Origin of the sequence: Streptomyces sp. NPDC096132, assembly GCF_044763345.1 — a bacterium.
Classification (GTDB): Bacteria; Actinomycetota; Actinomycetes; order Streptomycetales; family Streptomycetaceae; genus Streptomyces.
In genome coordinates this window covers 158671-175558 of the sequence record NZ_JBIWGA010000017.1, presented here as the reverse complement: position 1 = coordinate 175558, position 16888 = coordinate 158671, and the positions used below count along the sequence as shown (strand labels likewise).

The 16888-nt window shown below is 70.3% G+C and carries 15 protein-coding genes and 1 riboswitch; of the genes, 7 read left to right on the top strand and 8 right to left on the bottom strand.

Annotation, left to right across the window (positions count from 1 at the left end):
* The first annotated feature begins 118 nt into the window (after window positions 1-118).
* The 5 genes from ACIRF9_RS34440 to ACIRF9_RS34420 all read left to right on the top strand — a co-directional run bounded on the left by ACIRF9_RS34440 (window position 119) and on the right by ACIRF9_RS34420 (window position 5772).
* Window positions 119-568, top strand: a complete 450-nt coding sequence (locus tag ACIRF9_RS34440) for an SRPBCC family protein (RefSeq protein WP_403830319.1) — start codon at window positions 119-121, stop codon at window positions 566-568.
* Between the two features lie 97 nt (window positions 569-665).
* On the top strand, window positions 666-1772 hold the full coding sequence (gene rlmN / locus ACIRF9_RS34435) for a 23S rRNA (adenine(2503)-C(2))-methyltransferase RlmN (protein ID WP_403830317.1): 1107 nt from the start codon (window positions 666-668) through the stop codon (window positions 1770-1772).
* A gap of 23 nt (window positions 1773-1795) precedes the next feature.
* A riboswitch (TPP riboswitch) is annotated at window positions 1796-1903 on the top strand.
* 70 nt (window positions 1904-1973) lie between these two features.
* Window positions 1974-3092 carry a thiamine ABC transporter substrate binding subunit gene (locus ACIRF9_RS34430; protein WP_403830315.1) on the top strand — a complete coding sequence of 373 codons (1119 nt, stop codon included), beginning with the start codon at window positions 1974-1976 and terminating at the stop codon, window positions 3090-3092.
* Complete coding sequence (locus tag ACIRF9_RS34425; protein WP_403830312.1) at window positions 3068-4738, top strand: ABC transporter permease; 1671 nt, start codon at window positions 3068-3070, stop codon at window positions 4736-4738. The genes ACIRF9_RS34430 and ACIRF9_RS34425 overlap by 25 nt, the downstream gene beginning before the upstream one ends.
* Window positions 4738-5772 (top strand): ABC transporter ATP-binding protein, encoded by a 1035-nt coding sequence (locus ACIRF9_RS34420; protein WP_403830309.1) that lies wholly within the window; start codon window positions 4738-4740, stop codon window positions 5770-5772. The genes ACIRF9_RS34425 and ACIRF9_RS34420 overlap by 1 nt, the downstream gene beginning before the upstream one ends.
* Window positions 5773-6117: 345 nt before the next feature.
* Here ACIRF9_RS34420 and ACIRF9_RS34415 read toward each other — a convergent pair whose 3' ends face one another.
* From ACIRF9_RS34415 to ACIRF9_RS34385, 7 genes are all read right to left on the bottom strand, one after another.
* Window positions 6118-6828: an LAETG motif-containing sortase-dependent surface protein gene (locus tag ACIRF9_RS34415; protein WP_403830306.1), complete on the bottom strand. Its 711-nt coding sequence runs from the start codon at window positions 6826-6828 to the stop codon at window positions 6118-6120.
* Between the two features lie 163 nt (window positions 6829-6991).
* Window positions 6992-8119 carry an LOG family protein gene (locus tag ACIRF9_RS34410; protein ID WP_403830304.1) on the bottom strand — a complete coding sequence of 376 codons (1128 nt, stop codon included), beginning with the start codon at window positions 8117-8119 and terminating at the stop codon, window positions 6992-6994.
* A gap of 45 nt (window positions 8120-8164) precedes the next feature.
* Window positions 8165-8584, bottom strand: coding sequence for a VOC family protein (locus ACIRF9_RS34405; protein WP_403830302.1), 420 nt, complete (start codon window positions 8582-8584; stop codon window positions 8165-8167).
* 124 nt (window positions 8585-8708) lie between these two features.
* Window positions 8709-10193 carry a hypothetical protein gene (locus ACIRF9_RS34400; RefSeq protein WP_403830300.1) on the bottom strand — a complete coding sequence of 495 codons (1485 nt, stop codon included), beginning with the start codon at window positions 10191-10193 and terminating at the stop codon, window positions 8709-8711.
* On the bottom strand, window positions 10175-10960 hold the full coding sequence (locus tag ACIRF9_RS34395) for an ABC transporter ATP-binding protein (RefSeq protein WP_403830298.1): 786 nt from the start codon (window positions 10958-10960) through the stop codon (window positions 10175-10177). The genes ACIRF9_RS34400 and ACIRF9_RS34395 overlap by 19 nt, the downstream gene beginning before the upstream one ends.
* A gap of 191 nt (window positions 10961-11151) precedes the next feature.
* Window positions 11152-12516: an aspartate aminotransferase family protein gene (locus ACIRF9_RS34390; protein ID WP_403830296.1), complete on the bottom strand. Its 1365-nt coding sequence runs from the start codon at window positions 12514-12516 to the stop codon at window positions 11152-11154.
* A 19-nt stretch (window positions 12517-12535) separates the two neighbouring features.
* Window positions 12536-13051, bottom strand: coding sequence for an Lrp/AsnC family transcriptional regulator (locus tag ACIRF9_RS34385; RefSeq protein WP_403830294.1), 516 nt, complete (start codon window positions 13049-13051; stop codon window positions 12536-12538).
* 191 nt (window positions 13052-13242) lie between these two features.
* On the opposite strand from ACIRF9_RS34385, the gene ACIRF9_RS34380 reads away from it, so the two are divergent.
* A complete protein-coding gene (locus tag ACIRF9_RS34380; protein WP_403830292.1) occupies window positions 13243-14682 on the top strand; it encodes a gamma-aminobutyraldehyde dehydrogenase in 1440 nt (479 codons plus the stop codon).
* Between the two features lie 91 nt (window positions 14683-14773).
* Complete coding sequence (locus ACIRF9_RS34375; protein WP_403830290.1) at window positions 14774-15976, top strand: PotD/PotF family extracellular solute-binding protein; 1203 nt, start codon at window positions 14774-14776, stop codon at window positions 15974-15976.
* Window positions 15977-16281: 305 nt separating this feature from the next.
* Here the strand turns inward: ACIRF9_RS34375 and ACIRF9_RS34370 are convergent, their stop codons facing one another.
* The gene (locus ACIRF9_RS34370) at window positions 16282-16872 is read right to left on the bottom strand and encodes a hypothetical protein (protein WP_403830288.1); all 591 of its coding nucleotides are present in this window, start codon (window positions 16870-16872) and stop codon (window positions 16282-16284) included.
* Window positions 16873-16888 lie beyond the last annotated feature (16 nt).

The window sequence follows — 16888 nt, the reverse complement described above, 5'->3', positions numbered from 1 at the left end:
CTCGGGGCGGGGCCCTTTGCCATGGCCCGGCGGGCCGCGGAGTGGGACGATTTCCTCTGGAGGTCTTTCTCCGGAGGCCCTTCTCCGGAGGTCCTTTCCCTGGAAGGGGGCGGGCGTCATGTCCGACTTCCGCGAATCGATCGACGTCGACCGCAGCCCCGAGGATGTGTGGGCGTACCTCATCGACCCGTCCCACCTGCCCGAATGGCAGGCGAGCGCGGTATCGGCCGAGCCGCTCGACCCCGGGCCGGTCGGTGTCGGCTCCCGGGTACGCGTCACCCGGCACGTCGGCCGCCGGGACATCCCGATGACCATGGAGTACACCGAATACGACCCGCCGCACGCCTGGGCCATGCAGGGCGTCGACGGCCCCATCCGCGGGCACGTCCACGGTGAGATCGACCCGCTCGACGACGGCCGCCGCTCCCGCGTGACCATGGAACTCGACTTCGAGGGCAAGGGCATCGGCAAGGTCCTGCTGCCCCTGGTCGTCCGCCACCAGGTCCGCAAGGAGTTGCCGCTCAACGAACGACTGCTGAAGAACCGGCTGGAGCACGGGATGGCGTAGACCGCGTACCGCCGGCGCGAGAGGCGGCGTGGACCGCGCACCCGCCGGGGTCGCTCCGATCGGGTCACCCGATTGGATCTGCGACACTGGTACGGCCATGCCTAAGCCCGGAGAACTCACCTTTGTCGCGCCGCGCGGAGCCAAGAAGCCGCCGCGGCACCTTGCCGATCTCTCGCCCGCCGAGCGGAAGGAAGCGGTCGCGGAGATCGGTGAGAAGCCGTTCCGTGCCAAGCAGCTTTCGCAGCACTACTTCGCGCGGTACGCGCACGACCCGGCGGAGTGGACCGACATCCCCGCCGGGGCGCGGGAGAAGCTGCGGGAGGCGCTGCTTCCCGAGCTGATGACCGTCGTACGGCATCTGTCGACGGACGAGGGCACCACCCGTAAGACGCTGTGGCGGCTGTTCGACGGCACGCTCGTCGAGTCGGTGCTGATGCGGTACCCGGACCGGGTGACGATGTGCATCAGCTCGCAGGCGGGATGCGGGATGAACTGCCCGTTCTGCGCGACCGGGCAGGCGGGGCTGGACCGGAATCTGTCCACCGCCGAGATCGTGCACCAGATCGTCGACGGGATGCGGGCCCTGCGGGACGGGGACGTGCCCGGGGGGCCCGCCCGGCTCTCCAACATCGTCTTCATGGGGATGGGGGAGCCGCTCGCCAACTACAAGCGCGTGGTCGGGGCGATCCGGGCGCTCACCGACCCCGCGCCGGACGGGCTGGGGCTCTCGCAGCGGGGGATCACCGTGTCGACGGTCGGGCTGGTGCCGGCCATCCACCGGTTCGCCGACGAGGGCTTCAAGTGCCGGCTCGCCATCTCGCTGCACGCGCCGGACGACGAGCTGCGCGACACCCTCGTCCCCGTGAACACGCGGTGGAAGGTGCGCGAGGTCCTCGACGCCGGGTTCGAGTACGTGGAGAAGTCCGGACGGCGCCTGTCGATCGAGTACGCGCTCATCCGGGACATCAACGACCAGGCATGGCGTGGGGACCGGCTCGGGCGGCTGCTGCGGGGCAAGCCCGTGCATGTCAACCTCATCCCGCTGAACCCGACTCCCGGCTCCAAGTGGACCGCCTCCCGGCCCGAGGACGAGAAGGCGTTCGTCGAGGCCATCGCGGCGCACGGGGTGCCTGTCACCGTCCGGGACACCCGTGGTCAGGAGATCGACGGTGCCTGTGGTCAGCTCGCGGCCACCGAGAGGTAATCTGGCCAGGCCATCACATCTTCATATTCCGACAGGGGAGCGCCACAGCGCTGAGAGTGCGGCAACCAGGCCGCAGACCCTCTGAACCTCGCCCAGGTCATTCTGGGTAGGAAGTTCGGTCACCGCTCAAGCTGTTGTGCCCCGCCCGGGTCGTCCGGGCGGGGCCGCGTCTCTTCCTGGCCAACCCCAGGAGGACATCCAGTGCACACCAAGACGATCGTGGCCGCGGCCATAGGGCTCGGCCTCGTCACGCTGTCCGCGTGCGGTTCCGGCGACGCGGACGCCGGGGGAGAGGGATCCGGCTCCAAGACCGTCACCCTCGTCAGCCACGACTCGTGGGCCGTCTCCAAGAGCGTGCTCGCCGACTTCGAGAAGGAGTCCGGGTACAAGGTCAAGGTCCTCACGGACGGCGACGCCGGGCAGGCCGTCAACAAGGCCGTCCTCACCAAGGACAACCCGCAGGGCGATGTCTTCTTCGGCGTCGACAACACCCTGCTGTCGCGCGCCCTCGACAACGGCCTGTTCCAGTCGTACGAGGCGAAGGGGCTGGACCAGGTCGGCAGCGAGTACCAGCTCGACTCCGGCAAGCACCGGGTCACACCGATCGACTACGGCGACATCTGCGTCAACTACGACAAGAAGTACTTCGCCGACCACAAGCTGGCCCCGCCCACGTCGTACGACGATCTGGTCAAGCCCGCGTACAAGAACCTCCTCGTCACCGAGAACGCCTCCACGTCCTCGCCCGGCCTCGGCTTTCTGCTCGGTACCGCCGCGCAGTACGGGGATGGGGGCACCTCCCGCTCGAGCGAAGCCGAGAGTGGGGGAGGCTGGGAGGGCTACTGGAAGCAGCTGAAGGCCAACGGTGTGAAGGTGGTCGACGGCTGGGAGCAGGCCTACAACGAGGAGTTCAGCGGATCCGCCGGCGGCAAGAAGGCGGGGGCCGACCGGCCGCTCGTCGTGTCGTACGCCTCCTCGCCGCCCGCCGAGGTGATCTACGGCGACCCCAAGCCGAGCACCGCCCCGACCGGGGTCGCGACCGGCACCTGCTTCCGGCAGATCGAGTTCGCCGGGCTGCTGAGCAACGCGCGCAACAGCGCCGGCGGCAAGGCGCTGATCGACTTCCTGATCACCAAGGAGTTCCAGGAGGACATGCCGCTCAACATGTTCGTCTACCCGGTGCTGAAGGGCGCGAGCGTGCCCGCCGAGTTCACGCAGTACGGGCCCGCCGCCAAGGACCCCGAGACCATGGACCCGGCGAAGATCGCCGACCACCGTGACCAGTGGGTCAAGTCGTGGACCTCGCTCGTACTGAAGTAACCCCCGCGAAGCGGCGGTCCCCAAGCGCGGCGCGGCTCGGGCTCATGGTCCTGCCCGTCGCGTTCTTCGGGATCTTCTTCGCCTACCCCGTCGCCGCGATCGTCGCGCGCGGACTGAAGGTCGACGGGGCGTGGCGGTTCGGGCGGCTGGGGGAGGTGCTGGCCCAGTCCGACATCCGGCACGTGCTGTGGTTCACCACCTGGCAGGCGCTCGCCTCCACCGCGCTCACCCTGCTGGTGGCGCTGCCCGGGGCGTACGTCTTCGCGCGCCTCGAGTTCCCCGGCAAGCAGGTGCTGCGGGCCGTGGTCACCGTGCCGTTCGTGCTGCCGACGGTCGTCGTCGGTACGGCGTTCCTGGCGCTCGTCGGGCGCGGCGGACTCCTGGACGACCTGTGGGGCGTACGGCTGGACACGACCGTGTGGGCGATCCTGCTGGCGCATGTCTTCTTCAACTACGCGGTCGTCGTACGGACGGTGGGCGGGCTGTGGGGCCAGCTCGACCCACGGCAGGAGGAGGCCGCGCGGATGCTGGGCGCGTCCCGCCTGCGGGCCTGGCGCACGGTCACCCTGCCCGCCCTCGGGCCCGCCGTGGCCGCGGCCGCGCTGATGGTCTTCCTCTTCACCTTCACCTCCTTCGGTGTGGTCCAGATCCTCGGCGGACCGACCTTCTCCACCCTCGAAGTGGAGATCTACCGGCAGACCTCCGAGATCTTCGACCTGTCCACGGCGGCCGTCCTGACGATCGTCCAGTTCGTGGCGGTGGGCGCGATCCTCGTCGTACACGCCTGGACCGTACGGCGGCGGGAGACCGCGCTGCGGCTGGTGGACGCGAACCTGACCGCGCGGCGGCCGCGCGGGGCCGGGCAGTGGGCACTGCTGGCCGGGGTGCTCGCGAGCATCGGCGTGCTGCTGGTGCTGCCGCTCGCCGTGCTGGTGCAGCGGTCCCTGGACGCACCGGACTTCGCCTACTACCGGGCGCTGACCAGCGAGGACGGCAATGTCTTCCTGGTCCCGCCGATCGAGGCGATCGGCAACTCGCTGGAGTACGCCCTGGCCGCGACCGTCATCGCGGTGGTGATCGGTGGGCTGGCCGCGGCGGCGCTCACCCGCCGGGACGCCGGACGGCTCGTCCGTGGCTTCGACGCGCTGCTGATGTTGCCGCTGGGCGTGTCCGCGGTGACCGTCGGCTTCGGGTTCCTCATCGCGCTGGACGAGCCCCCGCTGAACCTGCGGAGCAGCTGGATCCTCGTCCCGCTCGCCCAGGCGCTGGTCGGCGTCCCCTTCGTCGTACGGACCATGCTGCCCGTGCTGCGGGCGGTGGACCAGCGGCTGCGCGAGGCGGCGGCGGTGCTGGGGGCGTCGCCCTGGCGGGTGTGGCGGGAGGTGGACCTGCCGATGGTGCGGCGGGCGCTGCTCGTCGCGGCCGGGTTCGCCTTCGCGGTGTCGCTCGGGGAGTTCGGCGCGACCGTGTTCATCGCGCGGCCCGACAACCCGACGCTGCCGGTGGCGGTGGCGCGGCTGCTCGGGCGGGCCGGTGAGCTCAACTACGGGCAGGCGATGGCCCTGTCGACGATTCTGATGGTGGTGTGCGCGGTGGCCCTGCTGGTGCTGGAGAGGCTGCGGACCGACCGGACGGGGGAGTTCTGATGGCATCGGCCCTGCTGGACCTTGACGCCGCGACGGTGCGCTTCGGTGGGCGGGCGGTGCTCGACGCCGTGGATCTCGAGGTCGCCGAGCACGAGGTGGTGTGTGTGCTCGGGCCGAGCGGCAGCGGCAAGTCGACGCTGCTGCGGGCGGTCGCCGGGCTGCAGCCCCTCGACTCCGGGCGGGTGTCGCTCGACGGGCGCGACCAGGCGCGGGTGCCCGCGCACCGGCGGGAGCTCGGGCTGATGTTCCAGGACCATCAGCTGTTCCCGCAGCGGGACGTCGGCGGCAATGTGGCCTTCGGGCTGCGGATGCACGGCGCCTCCCGGAAGGAACAGGACGAGCGGGTACGGGAGTTGCTGGACCTGGTCGGTCTTCCCGGTGCCGCCCGTCGCGCCGTCGCCGCGCTCTCCGGGGGTGAGCAGCAGCGGGTCGCGCTGGCCCGGGCGCTCGCGCCCCGGCCCCGGCTGCTGATGCTCGACGAGCCGCTCGGTCAGCTGGACCGTTCGCTGCGGGAGCGGCTGGTCGTCGAACTCAGGGAGCTGTTCGGGCGGTTGGGCACGACGGTCCTCGCCGTCACCCACGACCAGGGCGAGGCGTTCGCGCTCGCCGACCGGGTGGTGGTGATGCGGGACGGGCGGATCGCGCAGTCCGGTACGCCTCTTGAGGTGTGGCAGCGGCCGGCGGACGCGTTCGTCGCCCGCTTCCTCGGCTTCGAGAACGTGGTGGAGGCGAACGTCACCGGCGAGGTCGCGGTCACGGCCTGGGGCAAGGTGCCGGTGCCGGGCGGTTCACCGCAGGGGGTGCGGATGCTGCTGGTCCGTCCTGCGGGGGTGCGGCTGGCCGGGGCGGACGAGGGGCTGCGTTGTACGGTCCTCGGGCGCACCTTCAAGGGCACGCATGTCGCTGTTCGCCTTCAGCCGGAGGGGGCGCCCAGGCTGGAGGCGGCGTGTGCGCTGCGGGAGGCGCCGGAGGTGGGTGGTGTGGTGGGGGTGGTGTTCGACCCTGCCGAGGCTGTGGTGCTGGAGGCTTCCTGAGCTAGGCGTTCTGGTGCGGGGCGGGGGTGGGGCGCGCGGCCCGGCGCTGCCGGGGTGCCTCCCCCACTCTCGGCTTCGCTCGAGCGGGGGGACCCCCATCGCCCACCCGTGCCGCCCCAGCGGCACGATTGTCCGCAGCTACGACAGTTACGGCGGCAACGACCCGCAGCTACGACAGTTGCGGCGGCTACGACCCGCAGCTGCGCGGCAGACGTGAGTGCAACCCCCAAGGGGCGCGGGGAACTGCGCGACCAGCCCACGACGACCCGCGCCCGAACGACGCCCGCGGCCACGCAGTGTGGCCCGTCCCTTGGTGGGGCGGGCCACTTGGTGTTGGGGGGTGGGTCAGCGGTTGTCGGAGCCTCGGCGGCGGAGGCCGAAGAAGACCGCGCCGCCGCCGATGACGACGAGCACGGCCGCGATGCCGGCGATCAGACCGGTGTTGGAGGCGCCGGTCTCGGCGAGGTTGGACTCCTGGGCCGCGGGCGACGGGGCGTTGCTCGCGGAGGGTGCCGCGCTGTCGCCCGACGAGTCCGACGGGCTCGGGGACTCGGTGTCGGCCGGGGTCGAGGCGGACTCCGACGGCGTACCGGACTCCGACTCCGACTCCGAGGGGGAGGCGGACGGGGAGGAGGACTCCTCGGCCTTGCATGCCTCGGCCGGGGTGGTGAGGTTGCCGGCGATGTCCGCGTCGACCAGGACCTTCTCGTTCTTGACGGCCTTGATGTGGATCCGGTAGACGGCGTTCGGCTCCCAGTTCTCGGCGAAGGTGACCGTGGTGCCCTTCTTGGAGCCCTCGACCGTCTGCTCGCCGACCTGCCGGAGGTCGGCGCCGTTGTTCTCGAGGAAGACGGTCACGACGGCCGGGACGCCCGAGGCGTCCTTGTCGGTGACGGTGATGACGCCCTTCGAGCCGTCACAGCCGGCAGCGGCGGAGAAGTCGCCTATCTCACAGGCCAGCGCGGTGCCGGCGGCGCTGAACGCGAGGGCGGCGGAGGCGGCGGTGACGCCGAGGATACGCGCCGAACGAGCGGCGGTACGGCGGGAAAGGGACACGTTTGTCCTTTACGGGAAGCGCAACTGCGGGGGGTGGAGGGGGAGATGGCGCCCCCGGTGATGCCGAGTGCGTCACCATCCCCAGCAGACTCACAGGTCTATAAGCGTTCCATAAGAAGTGTCAATGCGGGGAGGCCTCTGAGGACTTGGCTTTGCCCGCTTATTAACCACCGAGACGTTTCAACGCCTCCGGAGCCTCCTCGATCCGGTCAACGAGGGCGATACGGGACTCCATCGACCGCTCCCGGGCGAGACTGCGCAAGAGCGGCCAGGCGGGCAGGTGTTCCGTCCAGTGCGCCCGGTCCACGAGCACCATCGGCGTCGGCTCGCCCCGCGACTCGTAGTAGTTGGGCGTCGTGTTGTCGAAGATCTCCTGTACGGTCCCGGCGGCGCCCGGCAGGAAGACCACTCCGGCGTTGCAGCGGGCCAGCAGGCCGTCCTCGCGGGTGGCGTTGGAGAAGTACTTGGCGATGTGCGCCGCGAACGGGTTCGGCGGCTCGTGGCCGTAGAACCAGGTGGGGATGCCCACGGAGGGGCCGCCGCCGGGCCAGTTCGCGCGTACCTCGAAGGCGGCCCGCGCCCAGTCGGTGACCGAGGGCGTGAACTTCGGCGCCTTGGCGAGCAGTCGCAGGGCGTCGGTCAGCATCCCGCCGTCGAACGGGGCGGCGTACGCGCCGAGGTTCGCCGCCTCCATCGCGCCGGGGCCGCCGCCGGTCGCCACCGTGAGCCCCGCGCGGGCGAGTTCACGGCCGAGGCGGGCCGCGCCGGCGTACGCGTCCGTGCCGCGCGCCATGGCGTGGCCGCCCATCACGCCCACCACCCGGGCATCGGCGAGGAGTTCGTCGAGCGCGTCCGAGACGGCGTCGTCGTGGATCGAGCGGAGCATCGAGCCGAAGATGTCGCCGTCGGCCTTCGTCTGCTGGAACCAGGCGTAGGTGCGGGCGTCCGGGGTCGCCTCGTACCCCTCGTCGAGGGTCTCGAACAACTCGTCGGGGGTGTAGACGAATCCGCGGTACGGGTCGAAGGACAGACCCGGTACGGGCGGGAAGACCAGGGCGCCAGAGGCGCGGGCCTTGGCTGCGGCGTCCGGTGCCATCGGGCAGCCCAGGAACAGGGCGGCCGAGGTGTCGAGCGCGAGCAGGACGTCCGTACGGTCCGTCAGGTCGACGGACTGGATCCGGAAGGGGGAGAGGGTGCCGAAGTCGCGGATCACCTCGTCGAACTCGGCGAGGGACTCGATCTCACGGTCGTGGGAACCGTCGAACGGCTGGGCGGGTGTCGTCGGATGCACCCGCCCATGCTAGGCACTGCCGTACGGCGGACCGGCCGGGTTCGGTCAGCTCTCGACGGCCGACGGGTCCATCCAGACGATTTCCCAGATGTGGCCGTCGAGGTCGTCGAAGGAACGGCCGTACATGAAGCCCATGTCCTGCGTCTGGCCACTGGGCGAACCGCCGAGCGACAGCGCCCGGTCGACCAGCTCGTCGACCTTCTCGCGGCTCTCGGCGCTCAGTGCGACGAGGACCTCGCTGGTCTTCGTGGCGTCCGCGATCTCCTTCTTGGTGAAGGTCGAGTAGAACGGCTTGGTGAGCAGCATCGCGACGATCGTGTCGCTGATGACCACGGAGGCGGCGTTGTCGTCGCTGAACTGGGGATTGATCGAGTAGCCCAGTTCCGTGAAGAACTTCTTCGAGGCGTCGAGGTCGTTCACGGGCAGGTTGACGAAGATCATCTGCTGGTAGGCGGGGGTGGTCATCGGGCTCTCCCATCGGGTGCGGTGCGCTGTGTGCGTCTCGTGCGTGCTCGTGCTGTTCGGTGGGGTAGACCGGGGGGTCGCGCGGAACTCATCGGTGGGCGCGATCTTTTTTCGTACGAGTTCTTCAGCGGGCCAGGGGGAGGGACGCGAGCTCCGCCACCAGGAGGGTCAGCGGGACGAAGAGGGTCAGGAGCGCGCCGGTGCGCATCGCGGCGGCGGTGCGCAGTGTCTTCGTGGGGGCGCCGAGGCGGAGCAGGGCGGCGGTGGTGTCGGCGCGGGCCTGCCGTGCCTCCACGGCGGCCGTGAGGAGCGTGGCGAGCGTGCAGCCCGCCACTACGGCGGCGCCGAGGGCGGTGAGGGGGCCGGAGGAGGGGTCCGCGGGGTCGTACAGGGCGGCCACCGTGTACGCGCCCGAGGCGACCGCGCAGACCACGCCCAGGGGGCGGCCGATGCGGGAGGCCTCCTGCATCAGGCCGCGGCCCGCGAGGAGACGGAGGGCGCCGGGGCGGGCGGTCTGCAGGAGGCGGCCACAGAGGTGGGTGAGGCCGGGGCCGGCGAGGGCGAGGCCGATCGCGGTGAGGGTCCAGCCCAGGAGGACCGCGGTGGGGGCGGTGGGGAGGCCGGTGGGGAGGGGGAGGTCGGTGGCGGTCGAGGTACGGCTGGCGTAGCCCTCCACGGCCAGGCCGGTGGCCAGGAGGGCGGCGCCCCAGGGGAGCGCGGTGGGGTTGAGCGGCGGGGCGTCGGGCTGGTGGTCCGGGGTGGGGTGGGTGCCGTCGGCCGGGGCTGGGGGGTGGGCCGCGCTGCCCGGCGCTGTCGGGGTGCCGTCCGTGCCCACCCTCCCCCACTCTCGGCTTCGCTCGAGCGGGGGGACCCCCATCGCCCCAGCGGCACGACTGCCCGCGGGCTGACGAAGGGGCTGGATGCTGCCGTCGGTCGCGGCGTGGGGCGCGGGCTGGTGGTGGGGTTGGGTGCCGTCGTCGGTCGCGGTGTGGGGCGTGGGCTGGTGGGTGCCGTAGCGGGCGTAGTCGCCGAATCTTGCTCTTGGGGACGGGCGTCCGCTTGTGCCCAGGTGTCCGACGCGTGGGGCTGCCAGGCGGGTGTCCCTGGGGCGGAGCATCAGGGACACCGATACCGATGCGGTGGCCGGGACCAGGGAGAGCAGGGTCAGGGCTGCCGGCAGTGGCAGGCGGTGGTCCGCCGCGAGGAAGTCGGCTGCCGCTCCGTCGAAGGGCATGCCCGTGAGGTCGCCGCGGAGGTGGAGGAAGACGAGGAGGGCCAGCATCGAGCCGAGGAGCGTCGACAGGGCTGTCGTCGTGGCCGAGACGGCCATCAGACGGGCCGGGCCCAGGCCGATGGCCGCCAGGCCGGGGCGGGGGCGGGTGCCGGGGTCGGTGCGGGCGACCGCGAGGGCGAGGTGGACCGTCGCGGACAGGGGGACCGCGCACCAGGTGAGACGGAGGAGGGAGGCCGGTGAGGCCTCCGGGTGGGTCAGGGCGTGGCCCAGGGTGGAGAGGAGGAGGAAGCCGGTGGCCGCCGAGGCCGCCGCCACCAGGAGGCGGCGGAGCTGGACGGCGGGGTGGGCGGTGCGGGTCAGACGGAGAGCGAGCACGTGGCCCCCCGGCCTTCCGGTCCGGCCCCCCGGCCTTCCGGCGTGCCCTTCAGCTCGTGCGGTTCTGTGATCGGGGGGAGGTGGAGCGTGTTGACGCGGCGGCCGTCCAGGAGGGTCACCCGGCGGTCGGCCAGGGCCGCGGTTTCCGGGTCGTGGGTGGCCAGGACGACCGTGATGCCGTGGGAGCGGGCGGCCGTGGTGAGGGTGCGCAGGACGTGGGCGCGGTCGGCGCGGTGGAGGGGGGCCGTCGGCTCGTCGGCGAAGAGGACGGAAGGGGCGGGAGCCAGGGCTCGGGTGATGCAGACGCGCTGGCGTTCGGCCTGGGTGAGTTCGTGCGGGCGGCTGCGGGACCTGTCGCCGACGTCGAGGCGTTCCAGCCACTCCAGCGCGGCGACCTTGGCGCGGCGGCGGCTGGTGCCGCGCAGCATCAGGGGGAGGGCCGCGTTCTCCCAGACGTTCAGCTCGGGGACGAGGACCGGGGCCGGGTCGATCCAGCCGAAGCGGTCGCGACGCAGCCGCTCGCGGGCCATCGGGCCCATGGTGTGCACGGGGACGCTGTTGAACCAGACCTCGCCGCGCTGGGTGGGCACCAGGCCGGACAGACAGTGCAGCAGGGTCGTCTTGCCGCTGCCGCGCGGTCCGCTGACGGCGAGGATCTCGCCCTCCCGGACGCCCAGCGAGACTCCGCCGAGCGCCGGTGAGCCGTCGCGGTGCGTGTAGTGCAGCGAGCGTGCCCAGAGCACGTCGTTGTCCGGCGGGGCCTCCATGGGCGTACACCTCGGTTCAGATCCGTAGTTCCCGTGCCTGTCCCCCGTCCGGGGGAACGAAGGCAGGGGCGATCGGTCACGAGCACGCTAAGGAGGTCGCGGCGGGCATCCGCACAGCACACGGCCCCGGGCCGCCGTTTCTCACTCGAACGGCGGACACCGGGGCCGGTGCTGATCACAGGGTCAGTTGATCACAGCTTCGTCCATGCCTCCGTCAGCGTCGCGCGCAGGATCTGCTCGATCTCGTCGAACGTCTCCTGGTTGGAGATCAGCGGCGGGGCGAGCTGGACGACCGGGTCGCCGCGGTCGTCGGCACGGCAGTACAGGCCGTTCTCGAAGAGGGCCTTGGACAGGAAGCCGTACAGGACGCGCTCGGTCTCCTCGGCGTTGAAGGACTCCTTCGTCGCCTTGTCCTTGACGAGCTCGATGCCGTAGAAGAAGCCGTTGCCGCGGACGTCGCCGACGATCGGCAGGTCGTGCAGCTTCTGCAGGGTCTGCAGGAACGCGGACTCGTTGTCGAGGACGTGCTGGTTGAGGCCCTCGCGCTCGAACAGGTCGAGGTTGGCGAGGCCGACCGCCGCCGAGACGGGGTGGCCGCCGAAGGTGTAGCCGTGCAGGAAGGTGTTGTCGCCCTTGTAGAACGGCTCGGCGAGCTTGTCGGAGATGATGCAGGCGCCGATGGGGGAGTACCCGGACGTCATGCCCTTGGCGCAGGTGATCATGTCCGGGACGTAGCCGAACTTGTCGCAGGCGAACATGGTGCCCAGCCGGCCGAAGGCGCAGATGACCTCGTCGGAGACCAGGAGCACGTCGTACTGGTCGCAGATCTCGCGGACGCGCTGGAAGTAGCCGGGCGGGGGCGGGAAGCAGCCGCCCGCGTTCTGTACCGGCTCCAGGAAGACCGCGGCGACGGTGTCGGGGCCCTCGAACAGGATCTGCTGCTCGATCTGGTCGGCGGCCCAGCGGCCGAAGGCCTCCGGGTCGTCGCCGAAGATCGGGGCGCGGTAGATGTTGGTGTTCGGGACCTTGTGCGCGCCGGGGACCAGCGGCTCGAAGGGGGCCTTCAGGCCGGGCAGGCCGGTGATGGACAGGGCGCCCTGCGGGGTGCCGTGGTAGGCGACCGCGCGGGAGATGACCTTGTACTTGGTCGGCTTGCCCTTGAGCTTGAAGTACTGCTTGGCCAGCTTCCACGCGGTCTCGACGGCCTCGCCGCCGCCGGTGGTGAAGAAGACCTTGTTGAGGTCGCCCGGCGCGTAGTCGGCGAGACGCTCCGCCAGCTCGACGGCCTTGGGGTGGGCGTAGGACCAGACCGGGAAGAACGCCAGCTCCTGCGCCTGCTTGAAGGCGGTCTCGGCCAGCTCCGTGCGGCCGTGACCGGCCTGCACCACGAACAGGCCCGCGAGACCGTCGAGGTAGCGCTTGCCCTTGTCGTCGTAGATGTAGGTGCCCTCGCCCCGGACGATCGTCGGAACCGGGGAGTTCTCGTACGAGGACATGCGGGTGAAGTGCATCCACAGGTGGTCGTACGCGGTGCGGCTGAGGTCCTTGGAGCTCACGGTTATCGGGTCCTCACGGTTATCGGGTTCCCCACATGTAGGTCTGCTTCTTGAGCTTCAGATAGACGAAGCTCTCGGTGGAGCGCACGCCGGGCAGGGCACGGATGCGTTTGTTGATGACGTCCAGCAGGTGGTCGTCGTCCTCGCAGACGATCTCGGCGAGGATGTCGAACGAGCCCGCGGTCATCACCACGTACTCGACCTCGGGCATGTCGGTGAGCGCGTCGGCTATGGACTCCACGTCGCCCTCGACGTTGATGCCGACCATCGCCTGCCGGCGGAAGCCCACGGTGAGTGGGTCCGTGACGGCGACGATCTGCATCACGCCCTGGTCGAGCAGCTTCTGGACGCGCTGACGCACGGCCGCCTCGGACAGGCCCACCGCCTTGCCGATCGCGGCGTACGGCCGGCGGCCGTCCTCCTGGAGCTGTTCGATGATGGCGAGGCTGACGGCATCCAGATGCGGGGTGCCGTTCCTGGACTCGCGGGAGTCCCTGTGCTCTGCGCTTCGACTGGCCACGGCCTCACTGTGCACGACGTCTCGACAGTTCCGCAAGGCCGAGGCGATGAAATTCGTTGTTTACGTCATGGAGATCTGCGGAATCCGTAGCCTTGGTGGGATCAGGGGTGTTGAAAACGTCGGGGCAAGGATTAGTGTGGTGTCTCAGTCCATGGACACATGGACTGCATGGACTCATGGCATACGCGAACTTGGAGGGCCGGTCAGTGAGCACCGAGCTGCGTCGTCTGCGGAACTACATCGACGGTGAGTTCCGGGACGCCGCCGACGGACGGACCACCGAGGTGGTCAACCCCGCGACGGGCGAGGCGTACGCCAGCGCGCCGCTGTCCGGCGCGGCAGACGTGGACGCCGCGATGGCGGCCGCCGCCGCGGCCTTCCCGGGCTGGCGCGACACCACCCCCGCCGAGCGCCAGAAGGCCCTGCTGAAGATCGCGGACGCCTTCGAGGAGCGCGCCGAGGAACTCATCGCGGCCGAGGTGGAGAACACGGGCAAGCCGATCGGGCTGACCCGCTCCGAGGAGATCCCGCCGATGGTCGACCAGATCCGCTTCTTCGCGGGCGCGGCCCGGATGCTGGAGGGGCGCAGCGCGGGCGAGTACATGGACGGGATGACGTCCATCGTCCGCCGCGAGCCGGTCGGCGTCTGCGCGCAGGTCGCGCCGTGGAACTACCCGATGATGATGGCCGTGTGGAAGTTCGCCCCGGCGATCGCGGCCGGCAACACGGTCGTCCTGAAGCCGTCCGACACCACCCCGGCCTCCACCGTCCTGATCGCCGAGATCCTCGGCTCGATCCTGCCCAAGGGCGTCTTCAACGTCGTCACCGGCGACCGTGACACCGGCCGGCTGATGGTGGAGCACCCGACCCCGGCGATGGCCTCCATCACCGGCTCGGTGCGGGCCGGCATGTCGGTCGCCGAGTCGGCGGCCAAGGACGTCAAGCGCGTCCACCTGGAGCTGGGCGGCAAGGCGCCGGTCGTCGTCTTCGAGGACACCGACATCGCCAAGGCCGTCGAGGACATCTCCGTGGCGGGCTTCTTCAACGCCGGCCAGGACTGTACGGCGGCCACCCGCGTCCTCGTCCAGGCGTCGATCCACGACGAGTTCGTGGCCGCGCTCGCGAAGGCCGCGTCCGAGACGAAGACCGGGCAGCCGGACGACGAGGACGTGCTGTACGGGCCGCTGAACAACCCCAACCAGCTGAAGCAGGTCACCGGCTTCATCGAGCGCCTCCCCGCGCACGCCAAGGTCGAGGCGGGCGGCCACCAGGTCGGCGACAAGGGCTACTTCTACGCGCCGACCGTCGTCTCCGGCCTGAAGCAGGACGACGAGATCATCCAGAAGGAGGTCTTCGGCCCGGTCATCACCGTCCAGTCCTTCTCGGACGAGGAGCAGGCCGTGACGTGGGCCAACGGCGTCGAGTACGCCCTCGCCTCCTCGGTGTGGACCAAGGACCACGGGCGTGCGATGCGCATGTCCAAGAAGCTCGACTTCGGCTGCGTCTGGATCAACACCCACATCCCGCTCGTCGCCGAGATGCCGCACGGCGGCTTCAAGAAGTCCGGGTACGGCAAGGACCTGTCGGGGTACGGCTTCGACGACTACACGCGGATCAAGCACGTCATGACGTCCCTGGACGCGTAGCGCTCCGCGGGTTGGCCGGTTTTCGTCTGCGGGCCCGCTGTGGCTGGTCGCGCAGTTCCCCGCGCCCCTTCGGGGGCGCGGGGTGTGCGACATGCTGCTTCAGGAGGCCCGATTGACCTCGCCCTCGTCCCTCTCCCGCCGCTCGCTTCTGCGTGCCGCCGGCTCCACCACCGCCCTGGGGGCCCTCGCAGGGTGCGGGGTGCGGGCCGCCTATGTGCAGCCCGGTGAGCGGGCCGGGGTCGATGTGTCCGCCAGTGACAAGCAACTGACCTGGGCGAACTGGCCGCTGTACATCGACACGGACGACGACGACCCGACGGAGCGGCCGACGCTGGAGGCGTTCACGAAGCGCACCGGCATCTCCGTCGACTACGCCGAGGAGATCAACGACAACGACGAGTTCTTCGGCAAGATCAGCCCCGCGCTGATGAACCATCAACAGACCGGCCGGGACCTGATCGTCACCAGCGACTGGATGTGCGCGCGGTTCGTACGGCTGGGCTGGGTGCAGGAGATGGACCGTGCCCGGCAGCCGAACGTCACCAAGTACCTTGATCCGCTTCTGCGTTCCCCCGCCTTCGACCCCGGCCGCGTGTACACCGTGCCGTGGCAGTCCGGCATCACGGGCATCGCCTACAACCGGCGCAGGCTCGGCCGCGAGATACGCAGCGTGTCGGAGCTGTGGGCGAGCGACTTGAAGGGCCGCGTCACCCTCCTCTCCGGTCTGGACGAGGCGTTCGCGCTGCTGATGCAGGGCAACGGCGTCGACATCACGAAGTGGACGGCCGACGACTTCCACACGGTGTGCGACGAGGTGGAGAAGCAGGTCGGGAACGGCCAGATACGCCGCTTCACCGGCAACGACTACACCAAGGACCTGGTGAGCGGTGACGTCCTGGCCTGCCAGGCGTACTCCGGTGACGTCATCCAGCTCCAGGCGGACAACCCCGACATCCGCTTCGTCGTCCCCGAGGAGGGCGCGGAGCTGTGGTCGGACTCCCTGATGATCCCCGACCTCGCCCGCCACAAGACCAATGCCGAGCGGCTCGTCGACTACTACTACGAGCCCGAGGTGGCCGCCGAGCTCGCGGCCTGGGTCAACTACGTCTGCCCCGTCCCCGCCGCACAGGCGGTCCTCGCCGACTCCGACGACGAGGAGACGGCCGCCCTCGCCGACAACCCGCTGATCTTCCCCGACACGGCCATGCGCGACCGCCTCGCCATCGCCCGCGACATCACCTCGACGGAACGGCTGGAGTTCACCAGGCGGTGGAACGTGATCGTGGGGCTGTGAGCCGAGGCGGTCGGTGGCTGTGACGAGGATTTTCGGTTGGCACGAAAGAGGGATGGTTGGCGCTGGACGGCGTGTGTGCGGGCTCACTGCGACGTAGAGATCAAGGCGCCGCCGCACGCGCACTCTCGCGCCGCGCACTTCCGAAGTGATGGGGTTGAGAGCCCGGATGACAGGTGGGTGGCCCCGGCGGGACCAGGTGCGGGCGTGCCGGTGGCATGCCTGTTCCTCCCTGGCCGAGCCTGACAGGCTTCGCGGCTGTCATCGGCCGGCGCGGCCGAGGGCCAACCACTCCCGGCACGTACCGCTCAGGCCGCGAGGAACCGGAGCTGCTCGACGACTTCGCCGTGCTCCCGCCGGGTGAAGGTGGCCGAACGCCTGCCCACCTCGCTGCCGCGGACGACGACACTCCAGCCGGGCCGTACGTCGACCGACACCTGGAGCAGGTGACTGTCGGGGCTGGTGATCGTGATGAACGGCTCTTCGTCGGCGTACGGGTCGGGCTCACCCTCGGTCAGCGCTCGACCGAACCAGTACTCCTCGACCATCTTCCCCCCGCGGTGGCGGTGGACGGCTGCCGTGGACGTGGCGTCGGGGCCGAAGCCGACCTGGTGGACGACTGACGCGGTCCATTCCCCCTCGGCCACCGGCGGGGTGTGTTGCCGGATCAGCATGTCGGGGTATTCCTTGATCACGTTCTGCATGTCGGCGATGTGTTTCTCGACGCCGGTGGTCGCCACTCCCAGCATTTCCACGTAGACATCGGACGAGTGGTAGTGCGCGTGCATGTCCCACTTGCGGTTGTTCCAGCCGACGAAGTCCACCAGGAAGAACTGGATGCAGTTGTCCCTCTCCAGCTCGTATCCGTCGTCCTGAGGCCGCCGGTCCAACGATTCCATGACCCTCCTTCACCAG